Below are 20,257 nucleotides of genomic sequence, written 5' to 3'. Positions count from 1 at the left end.
CGGTGACCACAGCCGCGCCCGCGCATCCCACACTCCGGGATCACGTCCCACCGCTCGGGCACCACGGCCGGGCATCCGGCCCGGCCGGCGGTGCGGTTCGCCCCGGCTACTGCGTGATGTAGTGCAGGATCACGTCGTGCGCGTGCCGCGTCTTGTCATCACCGCGGAACTCCACCTCATAGGTGTGGTGCCCGGTGCTGATGGCCAGATGCCCCGAGGAGAACCACTGCCCCGCGAACGATTTGTTGGTGAGAATGCTGACGCTGCTGATCCGCGCGTACGGAATGCTCGTGATGGCGATCTTCTTCCCCACGAACGAATTGTCCTGAATGATCACGCGCCGATCGGTGAGCCCCAGGAATCCGGTGCCCACCCCGATCGCGTCGTACACGGCGATGATCGCCTCACCCGGCAGCAATCCGGCTTGAATCTTGTCCAGCTGATCGCGGCGATCGAACGGAGCACTCATGGCTGCCGGCGGCTATCGGCGCGGGAACGAGAAGCTGACCTTGGTCAGCTGTTCCGACAGCTCCCACAGGCGGCGCGCGGTCACCTCGTCGCGGGACGCGGCGCTGGAGCCGCTGCGGCCGGGATGGCCGCGCAGCCCGCGCAGGCCGGTCGGACCGTAGTACCGCCCCTGCTCCACAGCAGCGGAGGTGGCGGCGAAAAGCGTTGGCAGCGCACCCATCTGGGCACTCTGCGCGAATAGTCGATTACCCACGGACATCAGCGCGTCGTACACCGACTCGGTGTGGGCCTGCAGGTCGGTGGCCGCATAACCGGGGTGCGCGGCCAGTGACAGTTTCGATGAACCGGCGGCGGTCAGGCGGCGCTGCAGCTCATAGGCGAACATCAGATCCGCCAGCTTGGACTGCCCGTAGGCGGCCCAGCGCTGATAGCGGCGGCGCTCCCAGTTCAGATCCTCGAGATCGATCTTGCCCATGGCGTGCGCTCCGCTGGACAGCGTGACGATGCGGTCGCGCACCTTGTCCAGCAGCAGAGCCGTCAGCGCGAAATGGCCGAGATAGTTTGTGCCGATCTGCATTTCGAAGCCGTCGGCGGTGCGCTTGAGCGGCACCGCCATGACGCCCGCATTGTTGACCAGCACATCGACCGCATCGATGGAGTCGGCGAATTCGCGCACCGAGGCCAGATCGGCGAGATCCAGGCGGCGCACCTGCACACCCTTACCGATGTCGACCGCGACGGACCGCGCCTTGACCTCATTGCGGCAGGCCATGATCACCTGCGCCCCGGCTCCGGCGAGCGCGCGCGTAGTCGCCGCACCCAGCCCGCTGTTGGCGCCCGTGACGATGACCGTTCGACCGGTCTGATCCGGGATGTCGGCGATGTCCCAACCACTCACCCGATCGAGTCTAGGGGCGGGCGGGCGCGACCGTCGGATCTCGCCCACAACGGCGGAATGCCCGGAAATTGCGGTAGCGTCCGCAACCATGGACACGCTCATACTCTTGGGTTTGCTGGGGGTTTTGATCCTGATCTATCAGCAGAATTCCCGGCGCTCGATTCTGACCGCCTGGTGGATCGTGGCCCTGCTGAGCGCCGTACTGCTGAAGTTGCACATCACCAGCAGCCTCGGCCTGGGACTGACATGGTGACCGAGACCGCGGGCGCCGAAACCCGCAGCGGCGCACTCGGTCAGGTGCAGTACTGGCTGGCCGTCATCTTCGTCGCCGGCTGGTCCGGCGTGATCTGCGGCGGGCTCGGATTCCAGTTCGCCCATTGGGAGTACCCGTGCCCGCTGTGCATGCTGCAGCGCTATTTCATGATGCTGGCCGCGCTGGGCGGGGCGTACATCGTGCGCAAGGGCATGAACGGGACCATCGCGCCGCGCGATTACGCGGTCGGCTGGGGCCTGGCGATCGTGGCCTGTTTCGGTGGCGGATTCACGGCCTGGCGGCAGACCATGCTGCACATCCTGCCGGGCGATCCCGGGTACATGGGTGCGGTGTTCGGGCTGCACCTGTACGTGTGGGCGTGGATTCTGTTCGCCGCCGCCATCACGACAATCGGTGTGGTGCTGTCGTTTTCGTACCTGACCGCGACGACCGCGATTCCCGATGTGCCGCACCGGATGGCCGGGAAATTCGCGATCGGATTCCTCGCGCTGGTCATCGTGGTGAATATCGTCGCGACGTTCCTCCTCGAGGGTTTCCACGCGAAGCTGCCCGATGATCCCGCCTGCTATCAGTTCTTCCATGACATCGGAGTGCTGAAGGACGGCTGCGTACTGCCTGCGGCGCACTGACGCCGGCACGGTGAGATAGGGTTGCCTAACCTTTCTAAGTAACCCTTACTCGCCAGAGGTCGTCGCTGTGACATCGATACCGTCCGCCGTCCGGGACCACCGTGACGGCTTCGTCCCCTTCCCCGCCGATCTCGCGGCGAGCTACCGGCAGGCCGGGTACTGGGCCGGACGCCCGCTCGGCGAACTGCTGCGCGAGGCCGCCCGGCAGTGGCCCGATCGCCCGGCGCTGCTCGCCGATCCCGGCACACCCGGCGCCGGTGCGACCTACGACCAGCTGGACGTCGCCGCCGACCGGATGGCGCACGGAATGCTGGCGCTGGGGCTGCGCCCCGGCGATCGAGTCGTCGTCCAGCTGCCCAATGTGCTGGAGTTCGTGCCGGTGCTGTTCGGGCTGCTGCGGGCCGGAATCATTCCGGTGCTGACCCTGCCCGCGCATCGCCGGGCCGAGATCGAGCACCTCACCCGGCTCTCCGGCGCGGTCGCGTATGTCATCGCCGATCGCCTCGGCGACTTCGACTACCGCACCCTGGCCGAACAGGTGCGCACCGCCGTGCCCACACTGCGGCATGTGCTCGTCCTCGGTGAGCCGGGCCCGTTCACCGATCTGCATTCCGTTCCCGCGGAAGGTGATTCGCTGCCGGAGATCGACGCTGCCGATATCGCCCTCATGCTGGTATCGGGCGGCACCACCGGACTGCCGAAGCTGATCGCCCGCACCCACGACGACTACACCTACAACGCGACCTCCAGCGCCGCGATCTGCGAACTCGGCCCCGAGGACGTCTACCTCGCGACACTGCCTGTCGCACACAACTTTCCGCTGTCCTGCCCCGGCATTCTCGGCACCATCGCCACCGGCGGCGGCATGGTGTTCATCACCGATCCGAGCCCGGAGAACGCCTTCGCCGCCATCGAACGCCATGGCGTGACGGTCACCGCCGTGGTCCCGCCGCTGGCGCAATTGTGGTGCGCCGCAGTCGAATGGGAGGAGGCAGAGCTGTCCTCGCTACGCCTGCTCCAGGTCGGCGGCGCGCGGCTGGCCGAGGTCAATGCGCGCGAGGTGGAGCCGGCCCTGAAGGTGCGGTTGCAGCAGGTGTTCGGCATGGCGGAGGGCCTGCTCAACTACACCCGCCTCGACGATTCCGACGAGCTCGTCCGCACCACCCAGGGCCGTCCGCTCTCCCCCGCCGACGAGGTGCGGGTGGTCGACGCCGACGGCAGGGACGTTCCGGACGGCGAAGAGGGCGAGCTGCTCACCCGCGGCCCGTACACGATTCGCGGCTACTACCGTGCCCCCGAACATAATTCGCGCGCCTTCACCCCCGACGGCTACTACCGCAGCGGCGATCTGGTGCGCCGCCTGCCGAGCGGGCACCTCATGGTCTCCGGGCGCATCAAGGATGTGATCAATCGCGGCGGCGAGAACATCTCCTGCGATGAACTCGAGGAGCACCTGCTGGCGCATCCGGTGGTCCGGCACGCCGCCGCGGTCGGCCTGCCCGATGCCACGCTCGGCGAAAGAGTCTGCGCGGTACTGGTGGTCGACGGCGAGATGCCCGCGCTCGCCGCGGTCAAGACCTTCCTGACCGAGCGCGGACTCGCGACCTACAAACTGCCCGATGTGCTGCGCCAGGCGGACACACTGCCGATCACCGCGGTGGGCAAGATCGACAAGAAAGCCTTGCGCGGAAGCTGAAACGCGTTCGGCGAGACAAGCCGCCACCCACACCATAGAGTTCGGCTATGGGTGGGTGGAGCACGTCGAATATTCCGGATCTGACCGATCGGACCTTCATCGTCACCGGGGCGACCAGCGGGTTGGGCGCGGCCACCGCACGGGCGCTGGCCGAGGCCGGTGGGCTGGTGATCATGGCCTGCCGCAATGAGATCAAGGGGCAGGCGGTCGCCAAGACCATCGAGGGGCGGGTGCAGGTGCGCTCGCTCGACCTGGCCGATCTGCGGTCGGTGCGCGCCTTCGCCGATACCGTGGACCACGCGGATGTGCTGATCAACAATGCCGGCGTGATGGCGGTGCCCTACAGCCGCACCGCCGACGGCTTCGAACTGCAGATCGGCACCAATTTCCTCGGCCACTTCGCGCTGAGCGGCCTACTGCTGGAACGCATCTCGACGCGCATAGTGAATGTCAGCAGCGTCACGCACTACATCGGCCGCATCGATCTGGACGACCTGAACTGGGAGCATCGCTCCTATCAGCGCTTCGGCGCGTACGCCCAGTCGAAGCTGGCGCTGCTGCTGTTCACCTACGAGCTGCAGCGGCGCCTGTTCACGGTGGAGTCGCCGAAACTGGCGGTGGCCGCGCATCCGGGATACGCGGCCACCGAGATCAATTCGAAGGCGCAGAATCTGCTGGAGCAGATCATCGACCTGGGCAATCGACTGATCGCGCAGAGCGCCGAGGCGGGTGCGCTGCCGACGCTTTTCGCCGCCGTGGGCGATGCCGAACCGGGCGGCTACTACGGGCCTTCCGAATGGTTCGGCTGGCGCGGGCAGCCGGGCCTGGCCGGTTCCAGCGCCGCCTCGCACGATGAGAAGACCGCCCGCCAGCTCTGGGAGCTGGCCGAACGACTGACCGGCGTCGACTTCCCGGTCTGAGTCACGAGATGCCCTATGCCCGCACGACATACGGTGCGACGCTGCCCAATTTCTCGCAGGTCTCCTCGAATTCGCGTTCCGGGCGGGACTGGCCGACCACACCCGCGCCCGCGCGCAGCCACGCGCCCGCGCCGGTCTGATAGACGGCGCGCAGCACCAGCGTCGCCTCCAGCGCGCCGTCCGGTGAAACCGTCACCACCGCACCGGAATACAGGCCGCGCGGATCATGGTCGAGGCGGAAGACCGCGTCGACCCCGGCCGCCTTGGGAATCCCGGACGCCGTCACCGACGGGAACAGGGTTTCCAGCGCATCCCACGGGCTCCGGTCGGCCGCCAGCAGGCCCTGCACCGTGGAGGCCAGATGCTGCACGCTGCCGCGCTCGCGCACCGCCATGAAATCCGAGACGACCGTGGTCTCCGGTTCGGCGACGGCGGCGATCTCCGAGAACGAGGTCTGCACGGAAATGGCGTGCTCGACAATCTCTTTGGGATCGCTGATCAGCTCGGCGCGGGCCGCCGTATCGACGGCGTCACCGCGGCCGAAGGCCCGGGTGCCCGCGAGCGGTTCGGTGGTCACCCTGCGATCGGCGTCCACGGCGGCCACCAGTTCGGGACTGAACCCGGCCGCTTCCAGGCCGCCGAGCCGCAGCAGGAAGGAGCGGGCGGGGGTGTTGTGCATGCGCCCCAGCCGGTAGGTGTCCGGAATGTTCACGGCGAAGGGCAGATCCACCTTCCGCGACAGGATCACCTTCTGATATTTGCCGGCGTGGATCTCGGCGACGCCGGTCGCGACGCGGTCGGCGTAAGCGGTCGGGTCGATCGTGACATCCACCGGATGCGCCACCGGTAGCGCACTGCCCTGCGAGGCGGCGATCAATTCGTGGATATCCGCGGTCTCGGCGGGCGTGGCCCCGGCGACCCGGACTCCGGCCTCGTCGATGCGCACCTCGATGCGCGGAATCATCAGGTGCGCCAGCGTCGCGCGGGGGTGCACGTGCGCGGTCGCGCCGAGGGACCAGGCGCAGAACTCGAAACCGATCCAGCCGTAGGCGTTCCGCTGCCCGAGCGGCAGTTCGGCCAGGGCGCGATCCACGGCCTGCGCCGGACTGCCGGTCCAGGCGCCGGCGGTGGTCTGCCCGTCCCAGGTGGAGCGCAGTTCGTCCGCGTCCAGTTCCACGCCGCCGAGAGGATCGGCCGCGAACACCCAGGCGCCCGGCTTCTCGTAGACCACATACTCACCGAAGCGATCGGCCGCCGCGAGTGCGGATACCGCCGCTACCGGATCGGTGACGTGTTCGCCCCATCGCTGCTGCTCGTCGAGCCGTAACCGTTCGTCCGTGGCTGCCACCGGTCCTCCAAGGTTATGCTTACCTAACTTATTCGAGCGAGGTTAGCATTACCTTCGTTCGAATAGGAAGGCGACGAAAGCGAGCTCTGTCACCCCGCGAATCCCGCACCACGATCGACGAATTGAGCGACCCGCAGTGCCGGCGCCCCTCTTTCCGCTTCAATGGGTTGCGGCGGTTCACGCGCGGAGGGAACTACAGATGCTCGATCACGACAGTCGGCTCCCGGAAGCCGCCACCATCCCCGGTTCGGTGGTGGCGCTCGTCGATGCCACCGGGCGGGTCGAACGCGAACTCATCGGCAGCTGGCTGGCCGAGGGCGGGATCGCACAGGAGTTCGGCACCAGCGCGCCCGTCACCCAACTCGATCTGGACGCCGGCGCCGTCGGCGACCGGCTCGTCGGACGCCACGACGACCCGCTGGTGGTGCCGGTGCGGGTGCTGTGGCTGCCGCCCGAACGCGATGGGGTGCGGCGCACCAGCTTCGGCGATCTGCTCACCCTGTCCAATCCGCGCAAGCCGAACCGGCTCATGCAGCGGCGGCTCGTCACCACCGCGCCCGATCGGCATCTGGTCCTCACCGGCGCACCCGCGCGCCTGAGCGAGCTGCGCGCCAATAATCCGGGCGCGGCCGGAGCGCCGGAAGCCTTCGCGCGCGCCATCGTTCGCGCCGGCATCGTCGCCCTGGAGCGCGCCGAGCGCGCCGTCATCGGCGACCGCTACAAGGTGCCGCGCCTGGTGGTCGAGGAGATCCTGGACTCGCCGGAATTCCTGCGCCGGCTCGATGCCATTGCGGAACAGACGGATACGCCCGCGCGCGAGGTGTACCGGCGGGCCGAACGCGGACTGCGGGAACTGGTCGCGGCGCAGAGCCGGCTGGTGTCCGATCTGTTCACCCAGGCCATGCGCCCGGTGCACGCCTCCACCTGGAAGGTCGACGACGATCCGGCCGGACTGGACCGGCTGCGAGCCCTGAATCGCCGCTATCCACTGGTATTCCTGCCCTCGCACCGGTCCTATGTGGACGCGTTCGTGCTCGGAGATATTCTGGCGCGCAATGACTTTCCGCCCAATCATGTGGTCGGCGGAGCAAACCTGAAATTCTGGCCGATCGGACCCATTGCCCGGCGCACCGGAACCGTATTCATTCGGCGCAGTTTCGGCGATGACGAAGTGTACAAAGCGGTTGTCGAAGAATACTTCGCCTACCTACTCGCCAAGCGCTTCAATCTCGAATGGTATTTCGAAGGCGGGCGCACCCGCACCGGTAAACTCCGGCCGCCGCGCTATGGTCTGTTGAATTACCTTGCGGCAGCATTGCGTTCATCGCGTATCGACGATGTCATGCTGGTTCCGGTCTCCATCACCTATGAGCGGCTCAATGAAATCGGGGCCATTGCCGACGAACAGACCGGCGGCAGTAAACAAGCCGAGGGATTGGCCTGGCTGGCGCGCTATGTGCGCAATCAACAGCATTCGGCGGGGCATGTGTACGTGCGCTTCGGGAACCCGCTGTCGGCGCGCGACCGGCTCGCCGCCCTCGGAGATCCGCTGCGCCCGCACGACTTCGAAGCCGCACCGGAGATCGTGGAGCGAGAACACCTGGCGGTGCAGCGCCTCGCCTTCGAGGTCGCCGTCGGCATCAACGACGTCACCCCGATCACCGTCAACGCACTCACCACGCTGGTCCTGCTCGGTGTGCACGAACGCGCCCTCACCCGCAGTGAGCTGCGCACCGCCATCGAACCCGTCCTGGACTACATCGGGAGCCGGGATCTGCCGTGCGGTGAACTCGTCACCCTGCGGGACGATCACGGGCTCGCCGTCGTGCTCGAACAGCTGGCCGTGGCCAAGGTTGTCACCGTGTACCGCGGCGGGCTGGAGCCCGTCTACTCGATCGGCGCGGGCGCGCACCTGGAAGCCGCCTTCTACCGCAACAGCGCGGTGCACTGGTTCGCCAATCGCGCCATCCTGGAGCTGGCCATTCTCACCGCCGTCGAGGCGCCCGAGGGCGATCAGCTGCGGGTCGGCTGGGAAGCCGCCTACCGGCTGCGGGACCTGCTGAAATTCGAATTCTTCTTCCCGGAGCGCGCCGAGTTCACCACCCAGCTCACCGCCGAGATGCTGCGCGTGGACCCGGAGTGGCACCGGCGCACCGCGGCCGGGACCGTCGGCTCCGAAATCCTCGCCAGGCTGGCAGAATCCGGATTCATGATGGCGCACCGGGTGCTGCGATCCTTCTTCGACGCCCAGCTCGTGGTCGCCGAGCGCCTGGCCGCCCGCGATCCGGCGCTCGCCGTCGACAAGAAGGCGTTCCTCGACGAATGTCTGCAGGTCGGCAGGCAGATGCTGCTGCAGCAGCGGCTGCACAGCCCCGAATCGGTATCCTCCGAATTGTTCGGCAGCGCACTCAAACTCGCCGATAATCACGCACTGCTCGAACCTTCCGGTGATCCGGAGGACCTGGTCGCCCGGCGGACCCGCTTCGCCGAGGAACTGCGCGCCATCGGGGCCCGCATCAACCGGGCCGCCACGCTGGACCCGTCCAATCGGCGGGATGCGCTGTGACACACCGCGCCGCAGGTGAGCTACTGTCGCCGCCGCCCCGGCCGGGCGTCGGCATCATCGAACAACCCGTCAACACCATCGATCTCGAGACCGCCGTCGCGGCCATCCGCTCCGGACCGCAGGGGCCGGGGATCGCCGCCATCTTCGACTTCGGCGGCACCGTCCTGCACGGCTTCAACCCGCCCGCGGCCGTACGGCGAATCCTGCGGCGGCACACCGGTTCCACCGCCCTCGCCGCCACCATGCTCGGCAGTATTCGCGGCGCCCGCAGCGAGGGCGAATACGAGCGCTTCCTGCAGCAGGCCATGCAGACCTGGGCCGGAGTGCCCGAGAGCGAACTCGAACAGCTCGGCGCGACGCTGTTCGTGAAGACCGTGCACGGGCACCTGTATCCGGAGGCCTGGCGACTGATTCGTGAACACGAAACCGCCGGGCACACACTGGTACTCGTGAGCTCGCTCACCCGGTATCAGGTGCAGCCGGTCGCCGCCGAACTCGGCATCCCGAATGTGCTGTGCACGACCATGGTGGTGCAGGACGGGGTGCTCACCGGGCATGTGGACGGGAAGCCGCTGTGGCGCAATGGCAAAGCCGATGCGGTCCGGCGCTTCGCCGCCTCCCACGATATCGACCTGACCAGCAGCTGGGTGTACGCCGACAGTGCCGCCGACCTGCCGCTGCTGGGGGTCGCGGGGCATCCGGTCGCCGTCAACCCGGACCCGCGCGTGGTGCTCGAAGCCGCCGAAAAGGATTGGCCGGTCCTGCATTTCCGGCCCAGGCAGGCGCCCAAGGCCACCGACTATGCCCGCACCTTCACCGGATTCGGGGCGCTGGTGGGCGGTGCGCTGTTCGGCGTCGCCGCCAAGGCGCACACCAAAGAGCGCAGGCAGATGGCGGATTCGATGATGACCGTCGCCGCCGGCTCCACCCTGCGCGGCACCGGCGTGCGGGTGCGGGTGGTCGGCGCCGAAAATGCCCGCGCCCCACGGCCGGCCGTGTTTCTGTTCAACCACCAGAGCCAATTCGACATCGTGGTCATCGCCGAGGTGCTCGGCGCCGGATTCACCGGCATCGCCAAACGCGAAGTCGCCAACAACCCGCTCTTCGGACCGCTCATGCGCTTCGTGGAGGTCACATTCATCAACCGGGGCGATACCGCCGCCGCCAAGGCCGCCCTGGAGCCGGTGGTCGACACCCTGCGCGGCGGACTGTCCGTCGTGATCGCCCCCGAGGGCACCCGCTCGATGACACCGCGCGTCGGCCCCTTCAAGAAGGGGGCCTTCCACATCGCCATCCAGGCCGGAGTCCCGATCATCCCGGTGGTGATCCGCAATGCCGGCGAAATCTCCTGGCGCAACTCACCTGTCGTCCGCAAGGGCGTCGTAGACGTGGCCGTCCTGCCGCCCATAGACGTCAGCAGCTGGGATCCGGACCACATGGATGATGAAGTGGCACAGGTCCGTCAGCTGTTCGCAGACACCCTGCTGCACTGGCCCGAAGGCCCGTAGTTCTAAACCTGTTTGCCGAACAACAGCTTCCAGGGCATCAGGGCCGACTCCAGCTGTACCTTCAGGCTCATCTTGGACGCGCCCTTGGTGCGCTCCTCGAACCGGATCGGCACCTCCGCGATCGCGATGCCCTTCTTGACGGTCCGGTAGTTCATCTCCACCTGGAACGAGTATCCGTTGCTCTTGATGGAGGCCACATCGATGGCGCGCAGCGTATCGGCCTTCCACGCCTTGAATCCGGCGGTGGCATCCTTCACCCCGAGCCGCAGCAGCAGATTCACGTAGAAGTTGGCCCACGCGGAGAGCGCCTTGCGGTGCCACTTCCACTCGTCGGCCGTGGAACCGCCGGGGACATACCGGGATCCGAGCACCACGCCCGCGTCCGTGGTCTCCAGCTTCTCCAGCATGGCCGGAATCACCTCGGCCGGATGCGAGAGATCGGCGTCCATCTGGATGACCACATCCGCACCCTCGTCGAGCGCCCGGGTGATGCCCGCGATGTAGGCCCTCCCCAGGCCGTCCTTCTCGGTGCGATGCAGCACGCTCACCACATTCGGCAGGTCGACGGCCAGCTTGTCGGCCACCTCGCCCGTGCCGTCCGGCGAATTGTCGTCTACAACCAGCACATGCAGGTCGGCCACCGGTAGCGCGGTCAGGCGCTCCACCGCCACCGGCAGGTTCTCCCGCTCGTTGTAGGTCGGCACCACCACGGTCACCTTCAAGGGTCGCCCTCCCGCTCGATTCTCGCCCGTACACACGTCGGTACGGACGGGCACATCGCTTTTCTGCTCACGGCACCCTACGCGATCCACCTGAGTGGACCGTGAGCGCCCAGGAGCCGAGACTAGCGGGTCGGAGCGACCTCAGTCGTCATCCGCGTCAGCCGCCTTGTTCCGCGCACGGGCAATCTCCAAAGCCCGCTCCGCAGTGGCCTTATCGGGATAGGGCCCCATCCGCCCGCCCACCCAGCACTGCTTGCCCTGCTCCGCCTTCTGATGATCGATGCAGTAGTACCACTGGGTATCCTCGTCAGCCATGAATCCAGCATCTCACCAAGATCAGAATGCCCGGCGGTGAACACACGAAAAAGGCCGCACCTGGGGTGCGGCCTTCTCGGTACTGGTGGCCAGAGCCGGGATCGAACCGGCGACCTTCCGCTTTTCAGGCGGACGCTCGTACCAACTGAGCTACCTGGCCGAAGCACCCGGAACGAATGCCAAGATATAGGTCTGCGACCCTGACGGGACTCGAACCCGCGACCTCCGCCGTGACAGGGCGGCGCGCTAACCAACTGCGCTACAGGGCCTTGCTCTGCTCCACAACAACAGTGTTTCCACCGCTGTACCCCCTACGGGATTCGAACCCGCGCTACCGCCTTGAAAGGGCGGCGTCCTAGGCCGCTAGACGAAGGGGGCCCGCCGGATTTCTCCGGACCGTTACACTCAACGGCTTCCGTTGGGAGCGGAGATAGCTTATGACAGCATCCGCTCGAATCCCAAATCTGCTGGTCAGACTGCCAAATTGAGATCTTCCAGCCGAGCGGAGACCTTCCAGCCGACCCGCCGGAACTCCTCGGTCCACTCGGGAGTCGCGGTGGCTTCCACGATCATCTCGAGCGCCTCGGTGAACCGGGAACGCAGATCGGTCGGACCACCCAGCACATCGGCGATATAGCGCTGGCCCGCCAGGGCCGCCGCCAGCGTGCGGGTGAAGCGATCGACATCGGTGTCGCCGCGCAACTGTTTGTGTTCGGTGGCGCGCACCGCGAGCAGCCGGATGGACCGCCCGAGAATGCGGCCGCCACCGGCCTGGATGTCACGGTAGAACTCCGGCTCGATGATGAGCCGGAACTCGGCCTGGATGATGATGTCGTTCTCGAGCCGCAGGGCGATCTCGTCGATCATCCCGTGCAGCACGTCCAGGGGTCCGAGATCCCCTCTGCCGAGCCATCTTTCAGTGGATACGCGGTAGCGGTCCACAGCCGCTTCCAAGACCGCGCGAGCCAGGTCCTCCTTGGAGTCGAAGTGAAAGTACATGGCGCCCTTGGTGGCGCGTGAACCTTCCAATATGCGGTTGAGCGATGCAGCGGCATAGCCGCTCTTCCCGAACTCAACGGCGGCGGACCGAATGATCGCCGCGCGTGTCCGGCGGGCCCGCTCTTGCTGCCGTGCCATGCTCGAAACGCCTCCGAAGCTAGCTACCGCCGCTGGCTACCCCTGGAGTTCCCAAAGGCGCCCTCGACGCAAAGTTACGTGTCTTTCAAATACTTCAAAACGGGCTTCGCCCGAATTACCAAACTTTTGGTACGAAAAAGCGCGAAAAACTTGAAACACACCAACTGGTATAGTTTTTCCCGCCCGGGTGCGCCGCAGGGGGTGCGCACCCGGGCGTTCTCGTCGTCTGGATCCGCCTCCCGCAGCCTGATCTATTGGAGCCACGATCGGCCGGAACCGCTCGCGACACGTTCGGGCACTTCAACGATAAGCCGAATCCCATGCTGCCGGGGCAATCCCGGTTCTTCAGGAATTCACCAGTCGGTCACCGTACCCGGAATGCGCACCCTGCGTGAGGTGTACCGGAGAGTCAGTTAGCCAGCACGCCCCCTATCGAAAGCCGCAATTCCCCAGCTATCGACTGGGTGAATGGTCCGAAAAGACGAATTCGCCCATATCCCACGGAAGTTCGGCATACCGGACATCTCCGCGGCACCCACCCCGGCCCACGCGGCATCACCACCGGCCCGACGCCGCCAACTCGGCGCCGGTGCTACCCGGTCCCCACCCCCCGCACCAAAATGCTTGCCACACATCACCATTGGATGATATTCACAATCAGGCGAATCGAAACAATCTGAGTGGCAAGGCGATTGCCCCGGAGCAGTACAGCGGTGGTTCCGGCATGCGCGCCCGCGCGCCCGGCCATCGCCCGCCGCCGGACGGAGGCGGGTCGCACCCCTCGTCCGGCCCACGCCTCCGCCCCCGGCGCGCGAGCCCATGCCGTCACAGTCCCCACCGACCGGTCCGAACCCTCACAGCCCCCCATGGTCCCCCCGCGGACCCATCCCATTCCGGCGAAGCGCGAGGGATCGGCACAGCGCGTCAGCCGATCGGCACGGCGCGTCACCCGCCCGCGGACCACGACACGCGCGCACCGCCCGCAGACCAGTCCGACACGCCCCACTCAAACCGGCATGACCAGCGCAAACACACCCTGCCGGAACACAATCGGATACTCGTTTAACACTTGGGCGGGTGAACCACTAAACTGACCGACCGCGCCCCTATAGCTCAGTTGGTAGAGCTACGGACTTTTAATCCGCAGGTCCCAGGTTCGAGCCCTGGTGGGGGCACAGTTGTCGGGGGGCCCGGATCCTATATTCGGGCCCCGCGCCACATCCGCGAATCCGTGGCAATCTGTCCGGATTTCGCCTACCGTGACCGGAGTAGGGCTTTTCCCGGGACCCATCACCACAGGCGGAGTTCATGACTTCCTTCGATGACCTGCTCTCCAATGTGCCCGTCGCACAGATCGCCGACAAGCTCGGCGTCGACGAAGCGACCGCGACCAGCGCCATCAATGCGGCTATTCCGGTGCTCCTGGGCGGATTCCAGGCACAGGCCGGCAACCCCGAGGAAGGCCTGAATCTGGAGGGCGAAGTCGCCAACCAGCCCGCCGGCCTCCTCGATGGCGGCGTCAATATCGATCACGTGGATACGGACTCCGGCGACAAGATCGTCGATCAGACGTTCGGCGCCGAGAAGAACACCGTCATCAGTGCCCTCGGTAATGTCGGTGGCGGCAACGGCCAGGACCTGATGGCCAAGCTGCTGCCCATGCTCGCCCCGATCGTGCTCGCCTATCTTGGTAAGAAGGCAATGGGCGGCGGTGCGGCCGCCGGCAACGAGGCCGCGGCCAGTGGCGGCGGCGGCATCGGCGATATCCTCGGCAGCCTGCTCGGCGGCGCTACCGGCGGCAAGGGCGGCGGCGGTCTCGGGGACATCCTCGGGAAGGCCGTCGGTCAGAACGCCGGCAGCGTGCTCGGCAACGTTCTGGGCGGTTTGCTCGGCAACAAGAAGTGATAAAGCACCCAGAGCCGGTGTGCGGCTAACGAACTGCGGCTCGCGGCGATAGACACAACGCCGCGGGCCGCGTCTTATGACATCTCTCACTAGCCCCGCAATGGCACACGGATGAGTTTCACATCACTCTACGGTGCCGTAAGGTATGGGCCGCGGCGGCAGGCCGGCGAGGGTAGACAGCTGGATCGCAGATATACGAAGGGCTTATTTATGGCAAAGGATCTGACTCAACTCGAGCTACTGGCGGAGTTGGAGCCGGTTGCCGCGGAAAACGTCAACCGCCACCTCTCCATGGCCAAGGAATGGCACCCGCACGATTACGTGCCGTGGGACGAAGGCCGCAATTTCGCCGAAATGGGTGGCGTGGACTGGGATCCGTCGCAGTCGCGGCTGAGCGAGCTGGCCAAGGCGGCCATGATCACCAACCTGCTCACCGAGGACAACCTCCCCTCATACCACCGTGAGATCGCCGAGAACTTCTCCCAGGACGGCGCCTGGGGCACCTGGGTCGGCCGCTGGACCGCCGAGGAGAATCGCCACGGTATCGCCATCCGCGACTACCTCGTGGTCACCCGCGGCGTCGACCCGGTCGCGCTCGAGCAGGCGCGCATGATCCACATGACCAACGGATTCGCCTCTCCCGCCGAGGTATCCGAGATCGACGCCGGCTTCCTGTACTCGGTCGCCTACGTGACCTTCCAGGAACTCGCGACCCGCGTCGCACACCGCAATACCGGCCGGGTCTGCGACGACCCCATCGCCGACCGCATGCTGCAGCGCATCGCCGCCGACGAGAACCTGCACATGATCTTCTACCGGAACATGTGCTCCGCGGCCCTCGATCTGTCGCCGGACCAGACCCTCGATGCCATCACCCTCATCCTGGAGAACTTCCAGATGCCGGGCGCGGGCATGCCCAACTTCCGGCGCAACGGCGTGCTCATGGCCAAGCATGGCATCTACGACACCCGCCAGCACCTGGAGGAAGTCGTGAACCCGGTGCTGAAGAAGTGGCGCATCTTCGAACGCGACGACTTCACCGCCCGCGGCGAACAGACCCGCGAACGCCTCGGCCTCTTCCTGGAGAAGCTGGGCCGGGACGCCACCAAGTTCGAAGAGCAGCGCGACCGCATGCTGGCCCGCGAGGCCGCCAAGGCCGAGAAGGCGCTCGCCAGCACCTCTCGCTGACCCTCGCATTCCGCACGAAGTGCCCCGGACCGGGTATGTGGTCCGGGGCACTTTCGTACCGATGAGACAATGGATGCCGTGACAACGTCGCTCGAAGCCTCCCGAACCGCGCTGCGGATCGGACCGTACCCGGTCGATCCGCCCGTCGTGCTGGCTCCGATGGCCGGTATCACCAATGTCGCCTTCCGCACCCTGTGCCGCGAATTCGGCAGTGCCACCTCGATCTACGTGTGCGAGATGATCACCGCGCGCGCCGTGGTGGAGCGCAATGAGAAGACGCTGCACATGATGTCGTTCGGGCCGGACGAGAGCCCGCGCTCCATGCAGCTGTACGCCGTGGATCCGAAGACCGTCGGCGAGGCCGTGCGCATCATCGTCGGCGAGGGCTGGGCCGACCATATCGACCTCAACCTCGGCTGCCCGGTCCCCAAGGTGACCCGGCTCGGCGGCGGCGCGGCCCTGCCCTACAAGCGGCAGCTCTTCCGCGACATCGTCAAGGCCATGGTCTCCGCGGCCGAACCCGCCGGGGTGCCGATCACCTTCAAATTCCGCATCGGCATCGACGACGAGCACCACACCTACCTCGATACCGGGCGCATTGCCGAGGGTGAGGGCGCGGCCGCCGTCGCCCTGCACGCCCGCACCGCCGCCCAGCGCTACTCCGGCGAGGCCGACTGGACCGCCATCGCGCGGCTCAAGGAGACCGTCACCAGCATTCCGGTACTCGGCAACGGCGATATCTTCAGCGCCGCCGACGGGGTGCGCATGATGGCCGAGACCGGCTGCGACGGCGTTGTGGTCGGACGCGGATGCCTCGGCCGCCCTTGGCTTTTCGCCGAACTGCAGGCCGCACTGCGCGGTGAGCCGCTGCCCGAGGCGCCGAATCTGGGCCGGGTCGGCGAGATTCTGCAACGCCACACCGAACTGCTCGTCGCGCACGACGGCGAGGACAAGGCCATGCGCGATATCCGCAAGCACATGGCGTGGTACCTGATGGGCTTCCCGATCGGCGGCGACCTGCGGCGCAGTTTCGCCACCGTCAGCAGCATGGACCGGCTCATCGAGCTGATCGGGCAGCTCGACCCCACCGTGCCGTTCCCCAAGGACGCCGAGGGCCCGCGCGGCCGCCAGGGCTCGCCCGGCAAGGTCGCCCTGCCCGAGGGCTGGCTCGACGATCCCGAGGATCCCACCGTGCCCTGCGCCGCCGACGTAATGCACAGCGGCGGCTGAGGATTCACCCGTCCCGGCCCACCGGGCCGCCGCTGCCGACCGGCATGAGAATCGCAGGTCAGCGCCACCGCCGGTGACCGCGCCGACCATGTTCCCCGACCGAGGGTCACCGCCCTGGCAGACTGCTCCGGAACAACCTGCCGCGCTGCCGCTCGACTCGCCGAGAATCGGCGTCCGAGCCTCGGCGTGGCGGGACCGGGAACAGGGCGAGCCAAGCCCGGGCGAATTCGCTCCGGGTGGTCCATCGTGGCGAAATCGTTATCATGACGGTCGGCATCGAAAAGCAAAGTGAGGTTCGCTGGTGGGTGACGATCGGTACGGGCGTACGCCACGGCCCGGAGGTCGCGCCCCGTGGGAGCGCTATCCCGCGGATGCCGACGAAGATCAGCCGCGCACCTCCCGCCGATCCCGGCACACCGACAATCCCGATCCGGAATCCGCGCCCATCTCGGTGCAGGATCTGGTCGAACGCGTGGACAGCGAACGCAAGACCCGGCGCCGCCGCCGCGATGACGAGACGCCGGAGACCGGCGGGCGCACAGCGCAATCCGGCGCCGACCCCGCCCGCCGCGCCGCCCCGCCCGATGCCACGGGTGCGCGGCGACCGGCAGCGCCGCCGAATCCCTTCGCCCCCAATACTTCCCGGCACGCGAACGAGGGCACCGGCGCACAGCCCGCCCAGCTGTCCGGAAGCGGCGCACTGCCGCCCGGCATCGGCGCACAGCCGCCGGGTACCGGCGCACAGCGCGCCCTGCCGCCGGAAACGTTGAACGCCACCGGATCCCAGCGCGCCGTCCCGGACCCGGCCGCCGCCGGCGCTGCTCCCGCGGCCGCCACCGGTGCGCGCCCCGCGGTGCCCGCCCCGCCGCGCACCGACCCGACGGCCGATCCGATCACCGAAGAGCTACCCCCGGTCACCGCTCCCCCGCGGGCCAAGCGCCCCAAGCCGTTCCGCGTCACCAAGCAGGTCGAGTCCCCCGCCGACTATCCGACCACCGCGCTGCCGGCCGCAGAACCACCGGCCACACCGCCGCCAGCCACCGCACTGCCGACCCCCGTAGGCGCAAAACCGTTGTCCCGCTTGGCCGCCGGACGCAGGCGCAAATCTCGGCGGCTGCGGCTGGCCGGGCGGTCCGCGCTCGCGCTGTTCGCGGTGATCGCCATGCTCATCACCGGCGGCGGCTGGAGTTACCTGCGCGCCAAGGACAATAACTTCCAGCAGGTGTCCGCGCTGGAACCCGACTCCCCCGATGTGGTCGACGCCGACGGCCAGACCGGTGACGAGAACTTCCTCATCGTCGGCACCGATACCCGCGCCGGCGCCAACTCCCAACTCGGCGCGGGCACCGAGGACGATGCCGAGGGCGCCCGGTCCGACACCGTCATGCTGGTGAACATTCCGGCCAACCGCGCGCGCGTGGTCGCCGTATCGTTCCCGCGCGATCTCGATGTCAGCCGTCCGGTCTGCGAAGGCTGGAACAATGACAAGGCCACCTACACCGGCGAGAACTTCCCGTCCGCCATCGGCGACAAACTCAATGCCACCTATGCGCTCGGCGGGCCGAAATGCCTGACCAAGGTGATCACCAAACTCTCCGGGCTCAAGATCAATCACTTTGTCGGCATCGACTTCTCCGGTTTCGAATCCATGGTCGACGTGGTCGGCGGCGTCGAGGTCTGCACCACCAAACCACTCGTCGACGACATTCTCGGCACGGTGCTCACCACCCCGGGCAAGCAGATCATCAACGGCTCCACGGCTCTGGACTATGTGCGCGCCCGGCACGTGCAGGGTGAGGAGCGCAGCGACTACGACCGCATCAACCGGCAGCAGCGCTTTCTGTCCTCACTGCTGCGCAGCGCGCTCTCCAGCAAGGTGCTCTTCGATCCGGGCAAGCTGAACGGATTCATCGACGCCTTCGCCCAGCACTCGTTCATGGACAATGTGAGCACCAAGGATCTGCTCATGCTCGGGCGCTCCATGCAGAAGGTGCAGGCCGGCGCCATCACCTTCCTGACCGCGCCCACTGCGGGCACCACGACCTACGGCAATGAGATTCCGCGCGAATCCGATATCAAGGCCATCTTCCGCGCCGTCATCGACGACCAGCCGCTGCCCGGTGAGAAGAAGGCCGATCCGGTCACCACCACCTCGGCGGCGCCGGTCGCCGCGCCGAAGCTGATGGCCGTCGACCCGAGCACCGTCTCGCTGCAGGTCTCCAACGGTTCGGGCGTCGCGGGCGTCGCCTCCACCGCCGCAACCAAACTCGCGAATCAGAGCTTCCAGATCTACAGCACCGGCAATTACGCGGACGGCACCTCACCCAAGACCACCGTCCGCTACTCCACCGGGCACGAGGCCGCGGCGGCCACCGTCGCCAGCTCCCTCCCGGGCGCGACCCTGGAACCGGCGAGCGGGCTGGGCAGCATTGTCGAGGTGGTGCTCGGCACCGACTACGCGGGCACCGTGCGCGCGCCGACCGCCTTCGGCCAGCCGCTACCCGATATGCCGACCGATGCCGGTGGCGCCAGTGCGGCACCGGTCACACTGCCGTCCGATCTGGAGCATGTGAACGCGGCGGACGACACCTGCAAGTAGGCGGCTGGTCGCACCCGGCCGACGTGCGGCGACTGTGCCGCAACCAACCGGCACCGATGATTCACCCACCGTTGGTGACTTGGTCAGCGGCTACCACTAATGTCTTGTTTCATGCGTGTCATCTACAACGAACAAATGGCCGAGCTCGCCGATCTGCTCGGCGGCATGGCCGGGCTCGCCGGATCGGCTATGGAGCGTGCGACCAATTCGCTGCTCAATGCCGATCTCGAGCTCGCGGAGCAGGTGATCACCGAGTACGACCGCATCGCCGAGATGATCCAGCTGGCCGAGGAGAAGGCCTTCGCGCTGCTGGCGCTGCAGGCTCCCGTTGCCGGCGATTTGCGCCAGGTGGTCAGCGCGATCCAGATCGTCTCCGATGTGAATCGCATGGGCGTGCTCTCGCTGCACGTGGCCAAGATGACGCGGCGGCGCTTCCCCAATCACGCCGTCCCCGCGGCCGTGAACAGCTACTTCGCCGAGATGGGCCGCATCGCGGTCAAGATGGGCGCCACCGCCAAAGAGGTGCTGGAGACCCGCGATCCCGATCGCGCGGCCAAGCTCACCGATGACGACGAGGCGATGGACGATCTGCGCAAGCATCTGTTCACGCTGATCATGGACCGCGACTGGCAGTTCGGCGTCGCGGCGGCCGTGGACGTGGCGCTGCTGGGCCGCTACTACGAGCGCTTCGCCGACCACGCCGTGGAGATCGGCCGTCGCGTCGTCTTCCTCGTCACGGGTGTGCTTCCGCCCGACCCGGATTCGGAGAAGGAAAGCATCTGACCACTCTCGTAGCTCTCAGGGGCAAGCCCCTGAAACCCCACGAGATCTGAACGCCCTCCGGCGCTCGCACA

General features: G+C 67.1%; 17 protein-coding genes and 4 tRNA genes. 12 read left to right on the top strand and 9 right to left on the bottom strand.

Annotation, left to right across the window (positions count from 1 at the left end):
- Nucleotides 1–106: 106 nt before the first annotated feature.
- On the bottom strand, nucleotides 107–469 hold the full coding sequence (locus tag ABZX86_RS16105; RefSeq protein WP_355124128.1) for a PH domain-containing protein: 363 nt from the start codon (nucleotides 467–469) through the stop codon (nucleotides 107–109).
- A gap of 12 nt (nucleotides 470–481) precedes the next feature.
- Nucleotides 482–1,366: an oxidoreductase gene (locus ABZX86_RS16100; RefSeq protein WP_355124126.1), complete on the bottom strand. Its 885-nt coding sequence runs from the start codon at nucleotides 1,364–1,366 to the stop codon at nucleotides 482–484.
- Between the two features lie 88 nt (nucleotides 1,367–1,454).
- Here ABZX86_RS16100 and ABZX86_RS16095 point away from each other — a divergent pair, with 88 nt between their 5' ends.
- From ABZX86_RS16095 to ABZX86_RS16080, 4 genes are all read left to right on the top strand, one after another.
- Nucleotides 1,455–1,619 carry a DUF5993 family protein gene (locus tag ABZX86_RS16095; RefSeq protein WP_355124124.1) on the top strand — a complete coding sequence of 55 codons (165 nt, stop codon included), beginning with the start codon at nucleotides 1,455–1,457 and terminating at the stop codon, nucleotides 1,617–1,619.
- The gene (locus ABZX86_RS16090; protein ID WP_355124122.1) at nucleotides 1,613–2,269 is read left to right on the top strand and encodes a disulfide bond formation protein B; all 657 of its coding nucleotides are present in this window, start codon (nucleotides 1,613–1,615) and stop codon (nucleotides 2,267–2,269) included. The genes ABZX86_RS16095 and ABZX86_RS16090 overlap by 7 nt, the downstream gene beginning before the upstream one ends.
- 67 nt (nucleotides 2,270–2,336) lie before the next feature.
- Nucleotides 2,337–3,965 (top strand): AMP-binding protein, encoded by a 1,629-nt coding sequence (locus ABZX86_RS16085; protein WP_355124120.1) that lies wholly within the window; start codon nucleotides 2,337–2,339, stop codon nucleotides 3,963–3,965.
- Nucleotides 3,966–4,012: 47 nt separating this feature from the next.
- Nucleotides 4,013–4,885: an oxidoreductase gene (locus ABZX86_RS16080; RefSeq protein WP_355124118.1), complete on the top strand. Its 873-nt coding sequence runs from the start codon at nucleotides 4,013–4,015 to the stop codon at nucleotides 4,883–4,885.
- Between the two features lie 13 nt (nucleotides 4,886–4,898).
- Here the strand turns inward: ABZX86_RS16080 and ABZX86_RS16075 are convergent, their stop codons facing one another.
- Complete coding sequence (locus tag ABZX86_RS16075; protein ID WP_355124116.1) at nucleotides 4,899–6,233, bottom strand: salicylate synthase; 1,335 nt, start codon at nucleotides 6,231–6,233, stop codon at nucleotides 4,899–4,901.
- 199 nt (nucleotides 6,234–6,432) lie between these two features.
- On the opposite strand from ABZX86_RS16075, the gene ABZX86_RS16070 reads away from it, so the two are divergent.
- Together ABZX86_RS16070 and ABZX86_RS16065 are read left to right on the top strand one after the other, a co-directional pair.
- Nucleotides 6,433–8,799, top strand: coding sequence for a glycerol-3-phosphate 1-O-acyltransferase (locus ABZX86_RS16070; protein WP_355124114.1), 2,367 nt, complete (start codon nucleotides 6,433–6,435; stop codon nucleotides 8,797–8,799).
- Nucleotides 8,796–10,307 (top strand): HAD-IB family hydrolase, encoded by a 1,512-nt coding sequence (locus ABZX86_RS16065; protein ID WP_355124112.1) that lies wholly within the window; start codon nucleotides 8,796–8,798, stop codon nucleotides 10,305–10,307. Before ABZX86_RS16070 ends, ABZX86_RS16065 begins: the two co-directional genes overlap by 4 nt.
- A gap of 2 nt (nucleotides 10,308–10,309) precedes the next feature.
- Here the strand turns inward: ABZX86_RS16065 and ABZX86_RS16060 are convergent, their stop codons facing one another.
- From ABZX86_RS16060 to ABZX86_RS16035, 6 genes are all read right to left on the bottom strand, one after another.
- Nucleotides 10,310–11,029 (bottom strand): polyprenol monophosphomannose synthase, encoded by a 720-nt coding sequence (locus ABZX86_RS16060; protein ID WP_355124110.1) that lies wholly within the window; start codon nucleotides 11,027–11,029, stop codon nucleotides 10,310–10,312.
- Between the two features lie 141 nt (nucleotides 11,030–11,170).
- Nucleotides 11,171–11,344 (bottom strand): hypothetical protein, encoded by a 174-nt coding sequence (locus ABZX86_RS16055; RefSeq protein WP_355124108.1) that lies wholly within the window; start codon nucleotides 11,342–11,344, stop codon nucleotides 11,171–11,173.
- Nucleotides 11,345–11,427: 83 nt separating this feature from the next.
- A tRNA-Phe gene (locus ABZX86_RS16050) sits at nucleotides 11,428–11,504 on the bottom strand.
- Nucleotides 11,505–11,539: 35 nt separating this feature from the next.
- A tRNA-Asp gene (locus ABZX86_RS16045) sits at nucleotides 11,540–11,613 on the bottom strand.
- Nucleotides 11,614–11,649: 36 nt separating this feature from the next.
- Nucleotides 11,650–11,722, bottom strand: a tRNA-Glu gene (locus ABZX86_RS16040).
- Between the two features lie 93 nt (nucleotides 11,723–11,815).
- Nucleotides 11,816–12,481 (bottom strand): TetR/AcrR family transcriptional regulator, encoded by a 666-nt coding sequence (locus ABZX86_RS16035; protein ID WP_355124106.1) that lies wholly within the window; start codon nucleotides 12,479–12,481, stop codon nucleotides 11,816–11,818.
- 1,102 nt (nucleotides 12,482–13,583) lie between these two features.
- On the opposite strand from ABZX86_RS16035, the gene ABZX86_RS16030 reads away from it, so the two are divergent.
- The 6 genes from ABZX86_RS16030 to phoU all read left to right on the top strand — a co-directional run bounded on the left by ABZX86_RS16030 (nucleotide 13,584) and on the right by phoU (nucleotide 20,186).
- Nucleotides 13,584–13,656: transfer RNA gene (locus ABZX86_RS16030), tRNA-Lys, on the top strand.
- Nucleotides 13,657–13,789: 133 nt separating this feature from the next.
- The gene (locus ABZX86_RS16025) at nucleotides 13,790–14,386 is read left to right on the top strand and encodes a DUF937 domain-containing protein (RefSeq protein ID WP_355124104.1); all 597 of its coding nucleotides are present in this window, start codon (nucleotides 13,790–13,792) and stop codon (nucleotides 14,384–14,386) included.
- Between the two features lie 210 nt (nucleotides 14,387–14,596).
- Complete coding sequence (locus tag ABZX86_RS16020; RefSeq protein ID WP_355124102.1) at nucleotides 14,597–15,574, top strand: acyl-ACP desaturase; 978 nt, start codon at nucleotides 14,597–14,599, stop codon at nucleotides 15,572–15,574.
- A gap of 78 nt (nucleotides 15,575–15,652) precedes the next feature.
- Nucleotides 15,653–16,804 (top strand): tRNA dihydrouridine synthase DusB, encoded by a 1,152-nt coding sequence (dusB, locus tag ABZX86_RS16015; protein WP_355124100.1) that lies wholly within the window; start codon nucleotides 15,653–15,655, stop codon nucleotides 16,802–16,804.
- Nucleotides 16,805–17,105: 301 nt separating this feature from the next.
- Entirely contained in the window at nucleotides 17,106–19,403 is a 2,298-nt protein-coding gene (locus tag ABZX86_RS16010) for an LCP family protein (protein WP_355124098.1), read from the top strand.
- A gap of 111 nt (nucleotides 19,404–19,514) precedes the next feature.
- Nucleotides 19,515–20,186 carry a phosphate signaling complex protein PhoU gene (phoU, locus tag ABZX86_RS16005; protein ID WP_297623266.1) on the top strand — a complete coding sequence of 224 codons (672 nt, stop codon included), beginning with the start codon at nucleotides 19,515–19,517 and terminating at the stop codon, nucleotides 20,184–20,186.
- Nucleotides 20,187–20,257: the final 71 nt, after the last annotated feature.

The sequence above is a fragment of the Nocardia sp. NPDC006630 genome (genome assembly GCF_040611495.1).
Taxonomy (GTDB): domain Bacteria; phylum Actinomycetota; class Actinomycetes; order Mycobacteriales; family Mycobacteriaceae; genus Nocardia.
Note: the sequence above shows the minus strand (reverse complement) of the source record. Positions and strands in the feature narration are given on the sequence as shown.

What these genes read in the sequence shown, in the direction of transcription:
- ABZX86_RS16035 (WP_355124106.1), bottom strand. Translation starts at nt 12,481, where the DNA reads ATGGCACGGCAGCAAGAGCGGGCCCGCCGGACACGCGCGGCGATCATT.
- ABZX86_RS16095 (WP_355124124.1), top strand. Translation starts at nt 1,455, where the DNA reads ATGGACACGCTCATACTCTTGGGTTTGCTGGGGGTTTTGATCCTGATC.
- ABZX86_RS16025 (WP_355124104.1), top strand. Translation starts at nt 13,790, where the DNA reads ATGACTTCCTTCGATGACCTGCTCTCCAATGTGCCCGTCGCACAGATC.
- ABZX86_RS16055 (WP_355124108.1), bottom strand. Translation starts at nt 11,344, where the DNA reads ATGGCTGACGAGGATACCCAGTGGTACTACTGCATCGATCATCAGAAG.
- ABZX86_RS16105 (WP_355124128.1), bottom strand. Translation starts at nt 469, where the DNA reads ATGAGTGCTCCGTTCGATCGCCGCGATCAGCTGGACAAGATTCAAGCC.
- ABZX86_RS16080 (WP_355124118.1), top strand. Translation starts at nt 4,013, where the DNA reads ATGGGTGGGTGGAGCACGTCGAATATTCCGGATCTGACCGATCGGACC.
- ABZX86_RS16020 (WP_355124102.1), top strand. Translation starts at nt 14,597, where the DNA reads ATGGCAAAGGATCTGACTCAACTCGAGCTACTGGCGGAGTTGGAGCCG.
- ABZX86_RS16090 (WP_355124122.1), top strand. Translation starts at nt 1,613, where the DNA reads ATGGTGACCGAGACCGCGGGCGCCGAAACCCGCAGCGGCGCACTCGGT.
- phoU (WP_297623266.1), top strand. Translation starts at nt 19,515, where the DNA reads ATGCGTGTCATCTACAACGAACAAATGGCCGAGCTCGCCGATCTGCTC.
- ABZX86_RS16070 (WP_355124114.1), top strand. Translation starts at nt 6,433, where the DNA reads ATGCTCGATCACGACAGTCGGCTCCCGGAAGCCGCCACCATCCCCGGT.